General features: G+C 59.6%; 16 protein-coding genes, 2 tRNA genes and 1 pseudogene. 9 read left to right on the top strand and 10 right to left on the bottom strand.

What is annotated here, in order from left to right; genetic code table 11:
• Positions 1–11: 11 nt before the first annotated feature.
• Complete coding sequence (locus tag DBP26_RS06940) at positions 12–527, top strand: DUF2062 domain-containing protein (RefSeq protein WP_108237151.1); 516 nt, start codon at positions 12–14, stop codon at positions 525–527.
• A gap of 130 nt (positions 528–657) precedes the next feature.
• Here DBP26_RS06940 and DBP26_RS06945 read toward each other — a convergent pair whose 3' ends face one another.
• From DBP26_RS06945 to DBP26_RS06955, 3 genes are all read right to left on the bottom strand, one after another.
• Entirely contained in the window at positions 658–1437 is a 780-nt protein-coding gene (locus tag DBP26_RS06945; protein WP_108237152.1) for an ABC transporter permease, read from the bottom strand.
• The gene (locus DBP26_RS06950) at positions 1434–2366 is read right to left on the bottom strand and encodes an ABC transporter ATP-binding protein (protein ID WP_108237153.1); all 933 of its coding nucleotides are present in this window, start codon (positions 2364–2366) and stop codon (positions 1434–1436) included. Before DBP26_RS06950 ends, DBP26_RS06945 begins: the two co-directional genes overlap by 4 nt.
• A gap of 188 nt (positions 2367–2554) precedes the next feature.
• Entirely contained in the window at positions 2555–3178 is a 624-nt protein-coding gene (locus DBP26_RS06955) for a glutathione S-transferase (protein ID WP_108237154.1), read from the bottom strand.
• Between the two features lie 293 nt (positions 3179–3471).
• Here DBP26_RS06955 and DBP26_RS06960 point away from each other — a divergent pair, with 293 nt between their 5' ends.
• The 3 genes from DBP26_RS06960 to DBP26_RS06970 all read left to right on the top strand — a co-directional run bounded on the left by DBP26_RS06960 (position 3472) and on the right by DBP26_RS06970 (position 6956).
• Complete coding sequence (locus DBP26_RS06960; RefSeq protein WP_108237155.1) at positions 3472–5916, top strand: acyl-CoA dehydrogenase; 2445 nt, start codon at positions 3472–3474, stop codon at positions 5914–5916.
• 216 nt (positions 5917–6132) lie between these two features.
• Positions 6133–6336 carry a hypothetical protein gene (locus DBP26_RS06965; RefSeq protein WP_108237156.1) on the top strand — a complete coding sequence of 68 codons (204 nt, stop codon included), beginning with the start codon at positions 6133–6135 and terminating at the stop codon, positions 6334–6336.
• A gap of 209 nt (positions 6337–6545) precedes the next feature.
• Positions 6546–6956, top strand: a complete 411-nt coding sequence (locus DBP26_RS06970) for a PA2817 family protein (RefSeq protein WP_108237157.1) — start codon at positions 6546–6548, stop codon at positions 6954–6956.
• A gap of 148 nt (positions 6957–7104) precedes the next feature.
• On the opposite strand, the gene DBP26_RS06975 is transcribed toward DBP26_RS06970, so the two are convergent.
• Complete coding sequence (locus DBP26_RS06975; protein WP_108237158.1) at positions 7105–8127, bottom strand: ABC transporter substrate-binding protein; 1023 nt, start codon at positions 8125–8127, stop codon at positions 7105–7107.
• A gap of 301 nt (positions 8128–8428) precedes the next feature.
• Between DBP26_RS06975 and DBP26_RS06980 the strand changes: the two genes are divergently transcribed.
• Positions 8429–9517: an LLM class flavin-dependent oxidoreductase gene (locus DBP26_RS06980; RefSeq protein WP_108237159.1), complete on the top strand. Its 1089-nt coding sequence runs from the start codon at positions 8429–8431 to the stop codon at positions 9515–9517.
• An 86-nt stretch (positions 9518–9603) separates the two neighbouring features.
• Here DBP26_RS06980 and DBP26_RS06985 read toward each other — a convergent pair whose 3' ends face one another.
• Entirely contained in the window at positions 9604–10404 is an 801-nt protein-coding gene (locus DBP26_RS06985) for a class II aldolase/adducin family protein (RefSeq protein WP_108237160.1), read from the bottom strand.
• 121 nt (positions 10405–10525) lie between these two features.
• Positions 10526–11431 (bottom strand): LysR family transcriptional regulator, encoded by a 906-nt coding sequence (locus tag DBP26_RS06990; RefSeq protein WP_108237161.1) that lies wholly within the window; start codon positions 11429–11431, stop codon positions 10526–10528.
• Positions 11432–11621: 190 nt separating this feature from the next.
• Between DBP26_RS06990 and DBP26_RS06995 the strand changes: the two genes are divergently transcribed.
• The 3 genes from DBP26_RS06995 (at position 11622) to DBP26_RS07005 (ending at position 14951) form a co-directional block, all read left to right on the top strand.
• Complete coding sequence (locus DBP26_RS06995; protein ID WP_108237162.1) at positions 11622–12230, top strand: cysteine dioxygenase; 609 nt, start codon at positions 11622–11624, stop codon at positions 12228–12230.
• Entirely contained in the window at positions 12227–13807 is a 1581-nt protein-coding gene (locus DBP26_RS07000) for a rhodanese-related sulfurtransferase (protein ID WP_108237163.1), read from the top strand. The genes DBP26_RS06995 and DBP26_RS07000 overlap by 4 nt, the downstream gene beginning before the upstream one ends.
• Before the next feature lie 133 nt (positions 13808–13940).
• Positions 13941–14951, top strand: a complete 1011-nt coding sequence (locus tag DBP26_RS07005) for an ABC transporter substrate-binding protein (RefSeq protein ID WP_108237164.1) — start codon at positions 13941–13943, stop codon at positions 14949–14951.
• Positions 14952–15082: 131 nt separating this feature from the next.
• Here DBP26_RS07005 and DBP26_RS07010 read toward each other — a convergent pair.
• From DBP26_RS07010 to DBP26_RS07025, 3 genes are all read right to left on the bottom strand, one after another.
• Positions 15083–15158: transfer RNA gene (locus DBP26_RS07010), tRNA-Gly, on the bottom strand.
• Between the two features lie 4 nt (positions 15159–15162).
• Positions 15163–15238 (bottom strand) — tRNA-Glu (locus DBP26_RS07015).
• Positions 15239–15638: 400 nt separating this feature from the next.
• A complete protein-coding gene (locus tag DBP26_RS07025; RefSeq protein WP_108576137.1) occupies positions 15639–15995 on the bottom strand; it encodes a hypothetical protein in 357 nt (118 codons plus the stop codon).
• Between the two features lie 508 nt (positions 15996–16503).
• Here DBP26_RS07025 and DBP26_RS07035 point away from each other — a divergent pair.
• Positions 16504–16662, top strand: a pseudogene (locus tag DBP26_RS07035) (transposase domain-containing protein); the annotation flags it as partial.
• A 43-nt stretch (positions 16663–16705) separates the two neighbouring features.
• Here DBP26_RS07035 and DBP26_RS07040 read toward each other — a convergent pair.
• The gene (locus DBP26_RS07040) at positions 16706–17326 is read right to left on the bottom strand and encodes a LysE family translocator (RefSeq protein ID WP_108237314.1); all 621 of its coding nucleotides are present in this window, start codon (positions 17324–17326) and stop codon (positions 16706–16708) included.
• Between the last annotated feature and the right edge of the window lie 236 nt (positions 17327–17562).

Below are 17562 nucleotides of genomic sequence, written 5' to 3' on the forward strand. Positions count from 1 at the left end.
GGATTTCCCGTATGCCACGCCAGTTGATCAAGCGGTACATGCCCGATCCGAACAGCATTCGGGAACACAAATCCTTACGCTTTCTCGGCACCTTGCTGCACGACCCGAACCTCTGGCACCTCAATCGACATTCCGTGGCGCGCGCCATGGGGATGGGGCTGTTTGCGGCGCTGATGCCCATGCCGTTGCAGATGCTGCTGGCAGCGTGTCTTGCCGTTTGGGTGCGGGCCAACATGCCTATCGCCGTGAGCCTGTGCTGGCTGACCAACCCGTTGACGATGCCGCCGGTGTTCTATTGCACGTACAAGATCGGCGCGCTGCTGATGGGCTTGCCACCCCGGCACTTCCCGGACGAGATGAGCTGGGACTGGATCAGCGGGCAATTATCGACGTTATGGCAGCCGTTCCTGCTGGGCTCGGTGGTGGCAGGCGTGGTGCTGGGGGTAGTGGGGTACTTCGCAACGATGGCCTACTGGCGCTGGTGGGTCGGACGGCAATGGAAACGGCGCCAACGCCTTCGCAGTTGAAAGACCACGAATTTGATTGCCGCCGCCAACCCGTATAAGCGCGCTTGCCCGCGATGACATCCGCATAAACAACACGGAGGGTGACTGACACCCCGCAATCACGGGCAAGCGCGCCTCTACAGGTCAGGTATTACTGCCGCATCCCGCGCCCACTGACCAGCAGCCGCGCGCAACCGAAATACAACACGACGGTCGCCACGACCATGAAGGCCAGCGCAATGCTGATCCGGATGTCCGAAACCCCCAGAATCCCGAAGCGGAAAGCGTTGACCATGTGCAGCACGGGGTTGGCGAGCGAAACGGTTTGCCAGAACGGCGGCAACAGGTTGATCGAATAGAACACCCCGCCCAGGTAGGTCAGCGGCGTCAGCACGAAGGTAGGGATGATCGAGATGTCATCGAAATTGCGGGCGAACACCGCATTGATGAAGCCCAGCAGCGAAAAGATCGTCGCGGTCAACACGACCACCACCACCGTGACGCCCAGGTGATGCACCTGCAGATCGGTGAAAAACATGGACAGGATCGTCACGATCACGCCCACGGCCAATCCGCGCAGCACACCCCCGATGGTGTAGCCGATCAGGATGGTATGTGGCGAAACCGGGGACACCATGAGCTCCTCCACCGAACGCTGAAACTTGGCGCCGAAGAAGCTGGACACGACGTTGCCGTATGAGTTGGTGATCACCGACATCATGATCAGCCCCGGCACAATGTACTGCATGTAAGTGAAGCCACCCATGTCGCCGATCTGCCGACCGATCAGGTTGCCGAAGATCACGAAGTACAACACCATGGTGATCGCCGGGGGCAGCAGCGTCTGCGGCCAGATGCGCATGAACCGGCGGACTTCGCGATAAACGATGGTGTTCATCGCAATCAGGTTGGGGCGCAGTTCCGAACTCATATCGCCACCTTCGACAGGTTTTTTTCCACCAGGCCCACGAACAGTTCCTCCAGGCGGTTGGTCTTGTTGCGCAGGCTCAGCACCTGAATGTTTTGCAGCGCCAATTGGCTGAACAACGCCGTGATGCCGACGGTCTTGTCGACCTGCACTTCGAGCGTGTGGTTATCCACAAGGCGCGCCGGGTAACCGGCCAATTGCGGGGCGGCCGGCAGCGGGTCTTTGAGGTCCAGCAGAAACGTCTCGACGTGCAACGTGTTGAGCAGCGTCTTCATGCCGGTGTTTTCGATGATGGTGCCGTGATCGATGATCCCGATGTTTCGGCACAACTGCTCAGCCTCTTCCAGGTAATGGGTGGTGAGGATGATGGTGATGCCTTTCTGATTCAGCTCGGTGAGGAACGTCCACATCGAGCGGCGCAGTTCGATGTCCACGCCCGCCGTCGGTTCATCGAGGATCAGCAGACGCGGTTCATGAATCAGCGCACGGGCAATCATCAGGCGCCGCTTCATCCCGCCCGAGAGCGAGCGCGACTGCACGCCGCGCTTGTCCCAGAGCCCCAACTGCGTCAGGTACTGCTCGGCACGCTCCTTGGCGACTTTCGGGGGGATACCGTAGTAGCCCGCCTGGGTCACGACGATGTCGAAGGTCTTCTCGAACTGGTTGAAATTGAATTCCTGCGGCACCACGCCGATCGAGCGTTTGAGCTGCGCCGGTTGGCTGTCCAGATCGTGGCCGAAGATGTTCACGGTGCCCGATGTCTTGTTGACCAGGGTCGAGATGATGCCGATGGTGGTGGACTTGCCCGCGCCGTTGGGGCCGAGCAAAGCGAAGAAATCGCCTTCGGCAACATCCAGGTCGATGCCTTTGAGGGCCTGGAAGCCGTTGCCGTAGGTCTTGGTTAGCTGTCGGATGGACAGGGCTGAACTCATGACGGAAACACACCAATAAAAGGAAAGGAAAATTAAACGAAAGAAACACGCGGGCGTTGCGAGCAACGGAGGCAATCGCCGCCGAAGTATTCAAAGGCAAGCGCGACGCGGACCCCAATGTTGCGTGCCGACGTCGCGCAAGTACAGCGAGATCTATCGATAGTACTTATCGATCTGACGCTTTCGTATCAGGTCAACGCCGTCATGACCGCCTTGCGGAACGCAGGACGCTGCTGCAAACGCTCGTACCAGGCTTTGAGGTGAGGCTGCTCGACACGTTCAATCGGCATTTCGAACCAGGCGTAAATGAAGCTGCCCAGCGGAATGTCACCCATGCCGAATTCAGATCCCGAGAGATAAGGCTGTGCAGCGAGTGCATCCTCGACGATGCGCAACAACCCCTCGATCGTCGCTTTGGCCGCGTTGATCTGGGCCCAGTCCTGCTGCTCCGGCGGAGTGCGCAACACACCCCAGAATACGGTGCGAAAAGGCGTAGCGAAGGTCGAGGTGGTCCAGTCCATCCATTTGTCCGCCTGTGCCCTGGCCTTCGGATCGCGAGGGAACAGTGCCGAATCTGCAGCGTATTGCGCGGCCAGGTAGCGCACGATGGCGTTGGATTCCCATAGCACAAAATCACCGTCTTCAATCATCGGCACCACGCCATTGGGGTTCTTGGCCAGGTACTCGGGCTGGTTATTGAGCCCGAACGCGCCGCCAGCGTTGATCGCCTCGTACGCCAGCCCCAGCTCTTCAGCGATCCACAACGCCTTGCGAACGTTGGACGAGTTCTTGCGGCCCCAGATTTTCAACATGATGAGGTGTTCCCCTGTGCGCGATCGGACGAGTTAGTGGCATATGCCTGCGGCAACTCAGTCTACTCCATCGAACAGCACTGGATGCTGAATTCACCGTTGGCTGTCTCCTGGTCACGCCCGAGGGAAAAAACCCGGCCGAGGCGAAGGGGGTATTCGAGCCACACCTTCATGCACATCGGCCACGCTCCGAACTCCCCTTACCATGCAGTGTCACTAACGATGCGCGGGCCAGAGCGGCTGCCCGGGTTGCCGATGGTGCTCGATGGCGCCGTCATCATGGAGGGATGCTTATGCTGTTGTTGTGGATTGTGGGGCTGGTGCTGGGCGTGGCCTGGCTGGCCCACCGGCGGATCGCGCCGTTCCCCGCCTTGGGGGTCGTGGCGGTGTACCTGCTGCTGATGGGGGCTTTCAGCCATGCCCATGGCTGGATGATCATCCCCTGGTTGCTGTGGCTGGCGGTCGCCTTGCCGCTTGCCCTGCCCGACCTTCGTCGCCGCTATTTCAGTGCGCCGATGTTCGCTTGGTTCCAGAAAGTCCTGCCCCCCATGTCGGACACCGAGCGCGATGCCATCGACGCCGGGACCGTCTGGTGGGACGGCGAATTGTTCAGCGGTCGTCCGGACTGGAACACCCTCCTTGCTTATCCGAAAAGCCAACTGACCGAAGAGGAACAGGCCTTTATCGACGGTCCGACCGAAGCGCTCTGCGCGTTGGTCAGCGATTGGCAGATTGGCCAGGACATGGACCTGCCACCCGAAGCCTGGGCGCACATCAAGGAACACGGTTTCTTCGCCCTGATCATCCCCAAGGCCTACGGCGGCAAAGGCTTTTCGGCCTATGCTCACTCGCAGGTCGCAATGAAGCTGGCGACCCGCAGTGGCGACCTCGCCTCGACCGTGATGGTCCCCAACTCCCTCGGCCCGGCCGAATTGCTGCTGCATTACGGCACCGACGAGCAGCGCAATCACTACCTGCCGCGGCTCGCACGAGGCGATGACATTCCCTGTTTTGCCCTCACCGGTCCGCTGGCGGGCTCGGATGCCGGGGCGATGCCCGATACTGGCATCGTCTGCAAAGGCCAATGGCAGGGCGAAGAGGTCATCGGCCTGCGCTTGAACTGGGAAAAACGCTACATCACGCTGGGGCCGGTGGCCACGCTGCTCGGTCTGGCGTTCAAGGCCTACGATCCCGAGCATCTGCTGGGTGAGGAAGAAGACCTGGGCATCAGCCTGGCGCTGATCCCCACCGACACCCCGGGCGTGAACATCGGCCGTCGCCACCTGCCTTTGGGTGCAGCGTTCATGAACGGCCCCAACTCGGGCAAGGATGTCTTCATCCCGCTGGACTACCTGATCGGTGGCCAGCCAATGCTCGGCAAAGGCTGGATGATGTTGATGAACTGCCTGTCCGTGGGCCGATCGATTTCACTTCCTGCGGTTGGCACCGGGGCGGCGAAATACACCAGCCTGGTGACCGGGCAGTACACCCGGGTTCGCGAGCAGTTCAACGTGCCGCTCGCTGCCTTCGAGGGGATTCAGGAATCGCTGGCGCGCATCGGGGGCAATGCCTGGCTGATGGACAGCGCACGCATGCTGACCGCCAATGCCGTGGACCTGGGGGAAAAACCCTCGGTGCTCTCGGCCATTCTCAAGTACCACCTGACCGAGCGCGGCCGCGAATGCATCACCCACGCCATGGACGTGCACGGTGGCAAAGGCATCATCATGGGCCCCAACAACTACTTGGGACGCTCGTGGCAGGGCGCGCCGATTTTCATCACGGTCGAAGGCGCGAACATTCTGTCGCGTAACTTGATGATTTTCGGCCAGGGTGCGATTCGCTGCCACCCCTTCGTGCTGAAGGAAATGGCCCTCGCCGGGCGTGAGGATCATGACCGCGCGGTGGCGGAGTTCGACGACTTGCTGCTGCAACACATCGGTTTCGCGGTGCGCAACGCTTCCAGCACGCTGGTGCTCAACCTCGGCTTGGGTCATTTCGAAAGCGTACCGGGCGACCGTCTGAGTCAAGGGTACTTCCGTGCGCTGAATCGGCAGGCGGCGGCCTTCGCCATGCTGGCGGACCTGAGCATGATGGTGCTGGGCGGCGAGCTCAAACGTCGCGAGCGGCTGTCGGCGCGGTTGGGCGACGTGCTCAGCCATCTGTACCTCGCCTCCGCCGCCCTCAAGCGTTATCACGATCTGAACTGTCCCGAGGCACTGGTGCCGCTGTTTCGCTGGTCAATGGAAGAGGCCCTTGGCCAATCCGAGCGTGCGCTGGATGCACTGTTGAGCAACTTCCCGAATCGCATCGTCGGCGCTCTGCTACGGGTGATCGTGTTTCCACTGGGCCGCCGTCACAAAGGGCCGTCCGATGCCTTGGACGCCGAAGTTGCACACATCCTGGGCCGCGCCAAAGGTGATCCCGCCCTGGAGTCGATCCTGGCTGGCTGTTATCGCCCGACCTCCGAGGACGACCCCGTTGGCGCCCTGCAGCGGGCCGTCGATCTGCTGAACGAAGCCAACCCTTTGCACGAAAAACTGCACCGAGCAGTCAAAGGCGGCCAGTTCAAGGCCGCTGGCGGCGAGCCGCTGATCGACGCCGCATTGCGTGCCGGTGTGTTGCAAGCCTCCGAGGCGCAGAAACTGCACGCAGCGCAAGCCGCGCGACGCAAAGTCATCGATGTGGATGACTTCGATAAAGAGCAGTTGAAACCCTCCGACGGAAAAATCCGGTAACGCTGAGCCTGGGCAGGTGGGATTTGGCGCCGCGATCGGACGACTGCGTCTGGTCGTCGGTGCAAGCGCCGACAGACGGGCTTCGTAACAATCGAGCCCGTCCCACCTCACCCGGTTTTACTTGGATTTTTTTAAATCCACCGCTCTAGCCTGCACATCCTCGAAGATTGGCCTAGACTCCCCGGTAACAACAAGAAAACACCAAGGGGACGCACCATGATCGATCAACGCCTGACCCACCGCTGCCTGCTTGCCGAAATTGCCTCTGGGGAGGATATCTACAGCGGCAGACCGACCCAAACCCTGCAAACCTTGCTGCTCATCGGCTTCGTCACCCGCCAGCCGAATCCCAATCATCCGTATGCGAACCTCGCTTTGACCGAAGCCGGGCATCGCTACCTGGCCGGCCTCTGGCACTGAGAACGGCCGGGGCTGTTCACGGCGGCCCGGCAATCTTGCCGGGCGCGCGGAGGAAAGCTGCTTTCATTCTCGCTCGCTTACCCTGCCGCCGCATGTCACAACCCGTCGCAACGAGTGGCGAGGGATTGCCACCAGTCCTCATTGGGGTATCGGTCACCCGTGCAGGGATCTATACTCCCGCGCCTGTTTTTGTCTTTGAGGACTTCATCATGGCCGACGCCAATCTCGACCGCACTCTCAACCTGCTGACGCACCTGCGCAGCATTCTGGTCGCGCTCGGTGAAGCCGAACAGGTGCCCGAAGAAAGCCATGCGCTGTTCATCGAACGGTATGACGAATTGCTCGCCTTGCTGCCGGTCGAACCCATCGAAAGCCAGTACCTGGGCCAGGACCTGCTGTGTCAGGTCATCCAGAGGTACCCGCAAATCGCCCACTTGGTGCCGCGCGACCTGTTGTGGTACTTCGGCGGCGACTGCCTGCATTACATGCCCGACGAGGAAATCGACCTGTACACGGCATTGGAAGAGCGCCGTTACGAAGCCGAGCAGAACGAGGAGCCGTTCGATTGGGATCAGGAAAAGCAATTGCTGGCGATGGATCAGGAAGCGTCTCGCCACTGAGCGGACGGCTGATCGGTACAGCTCTCATGGGGTAGGCGAGTTGCCCATGAGAGCTACTGTCATTCCGGTGTCTGTCACAGACACTACTGTGCAACCGGCGCGATGTTCGCCGTTCTCGAGCGATTCGGTTACTGGCTGCCAACCCCGTTCACCGCAACAACACCCCGTGAGCGCTCGGAAATACCTCACGGTCCACCAGTGCGGACACCTGCACCGGCCGCGGGAATATCTTCTTCGCCACGAAAAGGTCGTCGACCCCCTGCAATGCGGCGATATCGGACGGCTCGACGGGCTGCAAGGACTCCACTCCCCAACTCTGTAGCCGCTGCGACACCGGCAGCGGAACGTTGTTGGCACTGGAGAACACCTGCGCGTAACGCTCCGGGTTCGCCCTCGCCCAATCGAACGCCTTGGCCAGGCGTTGCAGCACGTCGTTCAGGGCCTGGCATTTGACCGAGTCAGCCAAAGCCTTGTCCGACGCCGTGATGAACGTCAGCCCGGTGTTGATCCCTTCTCCGCTGAGCAGCAGCCGCGCGCCATTCTCTTCGGCGAAGGCCTGGTAAATACCAAACGTCGCCCAGGCGTCGATCTTGCCGGCATGAAACGCAGAAAGCGCGTCGGTCGGCATCACGAATCCGATGTTGACGTCCGACTCCTTGACACCTGCGTTCTCCAGCGCGCGGATCAGCAGGTACTGAGAAATGCTGCCTCGGGCCGATGAGATCGACACACTTCGGCCTTTCAGATCGGCCACGGTCTTGATGTCCGAGTCGGGTGGCACCAGGATTCCGATGCTGCGCGATTGGCCTCGCCTGACCGCGACAATACGCAACGGTGTGCCACCCGTGGCAGCTGCCAGGACAGGCGTATCACCCGCTGGAGCAAGGTCGACGGCACCGGCGCGCAGTGCCTCGAACAACGGCGCAGCGCCCTGAAAGTTCGCCCACTCCACCTGGTAAGGGATGTCATCGAACGCCTTCGACGCCTCGACCACCGTCCGCAGGCCTTTGGCCTGATCGCCGAGGATTAACTTGACCTTCGACCAATCCACCGCGTCGACGACGGCCGCTCGATGGTGGTCCTCATCGCCACACCCACTGGCCAGCAGCGCTACACATGACAGCAACAGCGCACCACCCTTGCGCCCAACCCCACGACTGATAAACCCCATGCAACGACATCCCTGCAAAACGCATTTGAAGTGAAGCAACTGGCGCATTTCGCATCAAGAAACGCCAAGTGTTGCTCGTTGAGGAGATAGCCTAAGCGCATAAAAATGAGGATAGAAATGACGATTGGCAATAAGCTAATATTCTTATTTCTCAGCTCTATAGGAATATGAATGCATATTTTTCATAATTAGCTTAGCGCCAAATCGAATTTCACAGACGTGTAGCAGACCCTTATGTTGCAGAACGGACTTGCGCGACGGTGCGCTCCCGCCCATTCGGCCTACCTCACAAGGAACTGCCATGAGCCTAGAATTCATCGGTTACATTGCCACGCAGCCTTTCTCCGAGATCCACCCTCGCAGCGGAGCCGCTGTCCAACCCGCGTATGTCGAAAAGGTGGCACGGGCCCACGAGGAGGCCGGATTCGACCGGGCCTTGGTGGCCTACCACTCGGACAGTCCGGACAGCGCGTTCATTGCTTCCTACGCCGCCAGCGTCACGACCCGACTGAAGTTTCTGGTCGCTCATCGACCGGGGTTCATCTCCCCCACCGTGGCGGCACGACAGTTTGCGACGCTGGACGTGTTCAATGGAGGGCGCACCGCAATCCACATCATTACCGGTGGCGACGATCAGGAGCTGAAGGCCGACGGCAGCTTTATCGGTAAGGACGAGCGGTATGCGCGGACCGATGAGTACCTGAGCGTGCTGCGTCAGGAATGGACCGCGGACACGCCCTTCGATCACCACGGCACCTACTACCAATTCGAGGGTGCCCATTCTCGGGTCAAATCCCCCCAACTTCCCCACATCCCCGTGTATTTTGGAGGGGCTTCCCAAGCCGCCATTGAAGTGGCCGGCAGACACGCCGATGTGTACGCCTTGTGGGGCGAAACCTATGAACAGGTCAGGGACATCGTTCAACGGGTGCGGGAAGAAGCGGCGAAACACGGACGCACCGTGCGTTTCAGCCTGTCTCTGCGTCCGATTCTCGCCGACACCGAGGAAGAGGCCTGGGCGCGAGCCGACAGCATCCTGGAACGTGCTGCGGCGCTGGCGAAGGCGAACGGCACGCCCCGTCGCGAGCCTGCGAACGAAGGGTCCCGGCGTCTACTTGCAGCAGCAGAGCAAGGCACGCGCCTGGACAAACGCCTGTGGACCGGCATCGCCGGACTGCTCGGGGCGAAAGGCAACTCGACATCGCTGGTCGGCACGGCGGAACAGGTCGCTGACGCGCTGTTGGATTATTACGACCTGGGCATCACCACCTTCCTGATTCGCGGGTTCGATCCGCTGGAAGACGCCATCGATTACGGGAAAAAGCTGATCCCGCTGACCCGAGAACGCGTGGCCCGGCGGGAGCGGGAAAAACACGGAAAAGTCGCCTGACCGGAACAGGATCGAACCCATCGCGGCGGGCCATCGATGGGTTCCGAGCCACGCGACAACGACAAGCGGTGTGCGTGGCTCAGGGGTCAATCCTTGTAGTCCGTCCCGTGGCGATCCAACTCGCGAATCAACGCATTCCAATGCCGCTTGACGCCAGGCCCGTTGCCATCGTGGAACACCTTGGTCTGGTCTTCGACTTTCTTGACCACGTCTTGCGGCGGGAAAATCAACTCGGCATTGCCCGCGGCCTGGGCCGCTACCTGGATGTTGCAGGCGTATTCAAGATTGTGCAGTTGCTTGAATGCATGCTCGACACTGATCCCCGCCGTGAGCAGGCCGTGGTTTCTAAGGATCATCACGCTCTTGTCTCCGAGATCCGCCACCAAACGCTCACGCTCGCCAAGGTCCTGCGCGATCCCCTCGTAGCCGTGATAGGCCACTCGCCCGGAGAACGCCAGAGCGTGCTGGGAAATCGGCAACAAGCCCTGCTTCTGCGACGAAACCGCAATGCCATCGCGGGTATGCGTGTGCAGCACGGCTTTAAGGTCGGGGCGTGCGGCATGGATGGCGCTGTGGATCACATAACCGGCATGGTTGATGCCCAGGCCCGTAGGGTCGTCGACGAGGGTGCCGTCGATGTCGACCTTGACCAGGTTGGAAGCTGTGATCTCGTCGAACAACAGGCCGAAGGCATTGATCAGGAAATGTTCGTCCGGCCCAGGCACTCGCGCGGAAAAGTGGGTGTAGATATGGTCAGTCCAGCGCTTGAGCGCGGCGAGACGGTAAGCGGCAGCGAGCTTCACCCGCACTTCCCACTCTTCCGGGGTGACCCGGTCCCGCACACTGCTTGCACCAGACGAGACCGGCAAAGGACTGACGTTGCTCATGCATGACTCCCTATTAGTCTGAATAGACATGTCGAGGGAGCCTAAACGCGCTGCAGGCTATTTAAAAATCACATTTTATTCTAAGGTAATTATCAATTTTTTTTATTAACAATCAGGCCATTCACGCCGCCTCGCGTGCCTGCTTCAGCGCCTCTGCCACCAGGCGTCCGAAGAGACTCACCGGGGCTTGAAGATTGCCCAGGAAGCGCGGGTAGATCAGCCACAGGTCAAGCACCGGCTTGAAATCCTTCAGCGGCATCACGGCCAACGTGTCGCGATGCACGCTGCGCTCCAGCAGTGGACGCGGCACCAGGCCCAGGCCCATACCGTCGGCCACCAGCCCCAATTGCAGTTCGGTGCCGAAGGTCTCGAGATTGACCTTCAGGCTCAACCCTTGATCGACCAGCGTGCGCTGGAGACCAGCGCGAAAGCCGCAGCCGTCCGGGTTAAGCACAAACCCCTGCTCATAACAATCCGCCAGCCGGACGGGCTTTTTCGGTAGACGTTCTCTGGCGCAGACCACCACCAACTCCATTTTGCCAATGGATTCGCCCATGATCGCCTCAGGAAAAATCTTGCCGGCCGGAAACAGCGCAGCCGCGGCATCGAGCTCACCCTTTTCGATCTTCCCGATCAAGTGGCTCCCCCAGCCGGTGACCACCTGCGCGCGCAAATCCGGAAACTCGCCACGCAGGTGTTTCAGCGCGTCCAGCAAAACGACATCGCCAATGGTTTGCGGTACACCGAGACGCAGCAGGCCACTGGGGGGCGTATCGCTGGCCACCAACTCTCGCAGCGAATCCATTTCCCGCAGGATCGCCAGGCATTTCTGGTAGACCTGCATGCCCATGGCCGTCGGTTTGAGCGGCTTGGTATTACGGTCGAACAACTCGACACCCAGGGCCTGCTCGAAGTTTTGCACCCGACGGGTGATGGCTGGCTGAGTCAGCTCCAGCGTTTCAGCGGCATGGCTGATCGACTGGCAACGAATCACCGCCACGAAGGCGTCGATGTCATCAATTTTCATTCTGTTCGCACATGGAAGAGGAAAGAGAAGATAGGTAAAAAGCATAATTCCAATCGGCGGAAGTGGATACCCCGCCGTCCAAGAGGCGCGGAGCAAATGCTTTTTCGTTATAACCTAATCATCAATAAATAGCATATTAATAGACATTATTATGCTTATATTGGCTATCCAAACCGGTCATGGAGCCGACATGAGCCATCCTCGTCACCCCGAACGTCTGCGCGCTTTCATCGGTGCGCTGGCCGAACTGATCGACAGTCATCCCAGCGAGGGCGATCTGCTGCATCGCGGCGGTAAACTGTTGGGCCAACTGGTGAAACACGACGACTGGCTCCCTGACGAATTCGCAGCGTCCGACCCGACGCGCTATCAACAATTTTTGCTGCATGCCGACTCGCGTCAGCGGTTTTCCGTCGTCAGTTTTGTCTGGGGCCCGGGTCAGAGCACGCCCATCCATGATCACCGGGTCTGGGGACTGATTGGCCTGTTGCGCGGTGCCGAATACTCCCAAGGCTTCGCCCGCAACGCCGAAGGTCGCCTTGAAAAGGAAGGGGCGCCCATTCGGCTCGACCCCGGCCATGTCGAGGCGCTCTCCCCTCGCCGCAACGACATTCACCAGGTCAGCAACGCGTTCGACGATCGAGTGTCGATCAGCATTCATGTCTACGGCGCCAACATCGGTGCCGTCAAGCGTGCCATTTTCCAAGCGGACGGCAGCGAAAAGCTGTTCATTTCCGGCTACTCCAACGCTTATCTCCCCAACATTTGGGACCTGTCCAAAGAGAACCCCGCCCGATGAATTACAGCACCCGTTCGTTTGCCGATATCCGCGCCGCGCTGCTGGCCCGTGAAGAGGTCGCCCTGGTCGACGTCCGCGAGGAGGCCCCTTTCGCTGAAGGCCATCCGCTTTTCGCAGCCAACATTCCTCTTTCGAAGCTTGAGTTGGAGGTGTTTTCGCGCATCCCGCGTCGCGATACCGTCATCACGTTGTATGACGATGGTGAGGGGCTGGCGCAGATCGCGCTGATTCGACTGAAGGACTTGGGCTACGGCAACGTCAGGTTGCTGGAAGGCGGATTGCAGGGCTGGCGCGATGCAGGTGGCGAGTTGTTCATCGACGTCAACGTACCGAGCAAAGCGTTCGGCGAACTGGTCGAGCATCATCGCCACACCCCTTCGCTTGCAGCCGAAGAAGTCAAACAGTTACTTGATGACAAGGCCGACGTCGTGGTGCTCGATGCCCGCCGTTTCGACGAATATCAGACCATGAGCATACCCGGCGGTGTCAGCGTACCTGGCGCGGAACTGGTGCTGCGTGCCCGCGAACTGGCGCCTGACCCGCAGACGCGCATCATCGTCAACTGTGCCGGGCGTACACGCAGCATCATTGGCACCCAGTCGTTGGTCAACGCCGGGCTGCCCAATCCCGTCTGCGCATTGCGCAACGGTACCATCGGTTGGTTGCTCGCCGGGCAGGCATTGGATCATGGCCAGTCTCGACGCTTTCCTGCCGTCAGTGACCGCACTCTTGAGCTCGCGAGCGCCGACGCTCGCAACGTGGCAGACAAGGCTGGCGTGAAGCGCGGGAGCCTGGCCGATCTGCAGGCCTGGCAGGCCGATGCCACACGCACCACCTACCTGTTCGACGTGCGGACCCCTGAGGAATACGAGGCGGGTCATCTGCCGGGCGCTCGCTCGACCCCAGGCGGCCAGTTGGTTCAGGAAACCGATCACTACGCCAGCGTGCGTGGCGCCCGGATTGCTCTGCTGGACGACAACGGCGTACGCGCCAATATGTCAGCCTCCTGGCTCGCGCAACTGGGCTGGGAGGTGTATGTGATCGATGGCCTCAAGCTCTCCGAATTCAGCGAAACGGGCGCCTGGCATGCACCGATTCCGACGCCTTGGCAGGTAGAAGAAATCAGCCCGCAGACCCTGCGCCAGTGGCAGGAACAGGGTCGGGTGGCCGTGCTCGATTTCACCGCCAGCGCCCAGTACGTCAAACACCACATTCCCGGTGCCTGGTGGACGCTGCGCGCCGACCTCTCCAGCGCCCTGCGCAAGATTCCGGCGGCCGAGCACTACGTGCTGACGTGCGGCAGTGGCAAGCTGGCCCGCCTTGCCGTGCCGGAAGTCGAGGCCCTGACCGGTAAGCCGGTGTTTCTTCTCCAGGGCGGAACCGCCAGTTGGATCGCGGCCGGGTTCGACGTCGAAAGCGGCGAAACTCACCTCGCGTCCCCGCGCATCGACCGCTATCGCCGTCCTTACGAGGGCACCGACGCACCCCGCGAAGCGATGCAGGCGTACCTGGATTGGGAGTTCGGTCTGGTGGAGCAACTGGGCCGCGACGCAACCCATGGATTCAAGGTGATCTGATTTCCGGCACTCCTCCGTGGTCGTCCGCCAGCCGGACGGCCACAGGCACCGAGCCCCGTTCAACCCATCATGCCGACCCCTTCTCCAGGCGGAGGCAGCATTTCTGATTTTCTAACGCCTGGAGACGCGCGTCATATCCGCCCCGAATCATCCATCGCTGCGAGCCAAACGGCTACTGCTCAGCGCCCTGCTCGCCCTGTCGTTCACTCCGTCCACCCACGCTGCGCAACCCCTGCAGCCGCTGCTGGTGGCCAACCAGAAATCGGCCCTCAAGGTTTTGCTGGAGGTGTCCGGCGAGCTGAAAGACGTCCCTTACGACATCAAGTTTTCCGAGTTTCCGTCCGCCTCGCCGTTGGGCGAGGCCTTGAACGCAGGTGCGGTCGATGTCGGTGCGCTGGGCGATGCACCTTATGTCTTCGCCCTCGGCGCCGGGGGACCGCTGAAGGTGATCAGCATCACTCATGTCAAAGGGCGTTACACCACGGCGCTGATCGTGCGCGACGACTCGCCGATCAAGTCCGTCGCGGACCTCAAAGGCAAAAGGATCGTCACCGGGCGCGGCTCGATCGGCCATTACCTGGCGATTCGCGCTCTTAACGAAGCGGGTCTGAAAACCAGCGACGTCAGCTTCGTTTACCTGCTGCCGAGCGAATCGCGCCTGATCCTGGACAACGGCGACGCCGACGCCTGGGCCACCTGGGCGCCCTATACCACGGTGGCGACACAGAACGGCGCACGCATCCTGCCCAACGGACCGGACCTGCTGACCAACCATTCCTACCTCGCAGCCACCAGCGCGGCCATCAGCGAAAAACGCGCACAGCTGGATGACTTCGTCGTACGACTGGACCGCGCCTATCGCTGGGTCAATGCCCATCCCAGGGAGTACGCGGTGGCCCAGACCAAGGTCACCGGCCTGCCTGTCGAAGTGCATCTGGCCATCAATCAGGACACCCGAATGGAACGCGTCAGCATCGACGACGGCGTGATCAAGGGACTACAGAACACGGCGAACATCTACGAGCGCGAGGGGATACTGAACAAACACGTCGACGTATCCCACGGCTTCGATCCTGGATTCAACGCCATCCGCTTGGCTGCCGAGCAGGCCGCAGAGAATACCGATTCACACGCGGCGCGTTGAGCGATCGACAACGGGAGAGATGTACGCTGGCCGAAGAGGGTGGCAGTGCGGGTTCTGCGACCCCCTTCGGCCAGGGCAGTTATCGCGAACAAACGAAAACGCCGCTCTGTTGAGCGGCGTTTTCGTGAATTTGGAGCGGGAAACGAGACTCGAACTCGCGACCCCGACCTTGGCAAGGTCGTGCTCTACCAACTGAGCTATTCCCGCAATATGGCGTCCCCTAGGGGACTCGAACCCCTGTTACCGCCGTGAAAGGGCGGTGTCCTAGGCCACTAGACGAAGGGGACACAGCCTGAAACACCATGGTGTTGCGTTTCAGATCCAGAGGTACCTGACGATACTTTCTGGTTTCACTCAGCCTCGCTTCGGCCAGATGACCAAGAGCGAAACTGCTTAAAATTGGAGCGGGAAACGAGACGCCAATTAAGCATCTATCCCTTTGAAAAGGCTAGGCTTTTTCAGCCCTGCCCCGCTGCAGTGGACGAGATTATGGACTAGTTGTCTGAGCATGGCAAGCCTAAATTTTCCACTGTGCTCCATCAGCGTCCACGGGCAGCTGGTCAGCGCCTCAGCCAGCATCATCCATGCTGAGGCGCAGGGCTCGGACGGCATAGAATTTTGGCGCCGCAGCCTCGCCTCCTGGGTTGAGCACTGTCGGGCGTATAGGCTGAAGCCCCCGAGGCCTCCTTACGTGCAGTCATCGAGCGCAAGCTCAGGCATCAGCGGAATTACCACCGACACCTCACTTCGAGCCGCCGTGCGAACTTCTTCGTAGACCTTCTTGGAAAGCAGACGCTTGGCATGGCGCATGAATTGCGCCTGCTCGGAGAGCTGGGTCATCGACATCAACTTGCGCCGCTCCTCTTTCTGCTCGTGTTGAGCCAAGCCGCGATCAACCCGAACGCCAGCCAGTTCCTTCTTGGTCATGATGATCGCGTAGTTGATTCTTCTCAGCCACTGGGTGTCCAGCTCCTTACGCCCGGCATAAGCCTCCTGTCGAGCCAACCATTGGGAATCCAATTTATCCTTTGCTTCATGACGCATACTCCAACTACGCGCCTCTTCGTAGGACACCTTCTACTGAGGAAATAATAGACCTCGTTCAATACCTCTTATCCTCTGCATCAAGCGCGATCACAGGTGAGCGCATATATGTTGATGGAGGATTTAATCATTTATCTGCGGCGGTTTCTGCGCTTAAGATATAATTTGTACTTAGGGCTTCTCGCTATCGCGTGAAGCGTTTATCGGGGTAGGAGAGCACTTTTTTGGGCTGGGTATGAAGAGATTCGTTAGAATCCAGAAGCGAAAGCATTGCAACTGCGGTCGCTGAATGTGACCACAGAAGCTGTGGGTACGTATAGGCAACATCAACGACTATGACCCCCATCCCCGAAGTCTGCACAATCGTATATCTGGATGATTGGTAGGCTATCTTTCCGCCAGGTGAAGCAGTTTGGGAGTGGGGGCATCGGCATTGGGCCGCGCCCTAGAGCACTGGCATGTAAATTACAGCACGTGCAACCCTGGCGTGCTTTCACAAGATCGCTGTAGCGGCAAACCGGTAGCATCGATCATTAGTTTAATTCAGTCCGCGCGGCTTAATGGACATGAGCCGTATGCTTATCAAAAGGACGTTCTCACACGCCTGCCGAAGCAGCGGGCAAGTGAAATTGATCAGATGCTGCCGCTTAGGTGGCAACCCATCTAGCATGCAGATGGGTTGCCACCTACCATCATCTGCTCACTGCGCATCAAGTTCGATGCGTCATCAATAGCATCGAGGCGGCAGCCGATAACAAGCCAGCGCAGCAACGGTTGAAAATTTGCTTACCTTGAGGCAGAGCAAACCAACGTCGCATATTCAATCCGATGTACGCATAGATGCCAATCGCGATCCATTCCAATACCAAAAACAAGAAACCGAATAATGTAAACTGATAACCAATGTCTGCCGTTGGGTCGACGAACTGAGGCAAGAACGCGGTAAAAATCAGGATTGCTTTGGGGTTACCTGCGGCGACGATGAATTCCTGTCTTGCCAGCGAGTATAGACCTATCTGGGCGCTTTTTGACTCAGTTTCCGCCTGCGGTACCGCTCTCCACAACTGGTATGCCAAGTAAAACAGATATGCTGCGCCAACAATTTTGATTCCATAGAAGATTAGCTTTGAAGTTTGCAACACTACGGCCAGCCCTGTCGAAGCCAGCGCAATCATCACCGCGAATGCCAGCAAACGACCAGCACCTGCAAGGCATGATGTGCGGTATCCGTAGCGTGTGGCATTGCTGATAGACAGCAGGTTGTTAGGCCCTGGCGCCATATTCAGGGCAAAGCAGGCGGGCAGGAATAACGCTAGCGTCGCGAGGTTCATATCGAGATCCATAGCTATTTTTCGTCAATCCTACATTTGAACTGCCGTATGTGCCACGTTCCTTAGGATCATAAGCGGAGCACGCGCGATCAGGACGCTGGCGCATTCATAAAGGTGCGTCCCCGGACGCTTACGGTTGCTCAAACGCATGGCCTAGAGCCATTCATTCGTAAGCGCTCCATGAACCCCACATTCAAAGCGCTTACCTGATCCCCGATGCTGTGCTCCCGATTTCT

Origin of the sequence: Pseudomonas sp. RIT409, from assembly GCF_003052515.2 — a bacterium.
In the GTDB taxonomy this organism is placed as follows: domain Bacteria; phylum Pseudomonadota; class Gammaproteobacteria; order Pseudomonadales; family Pseudomonadaceae; genus Aquipseudomonas.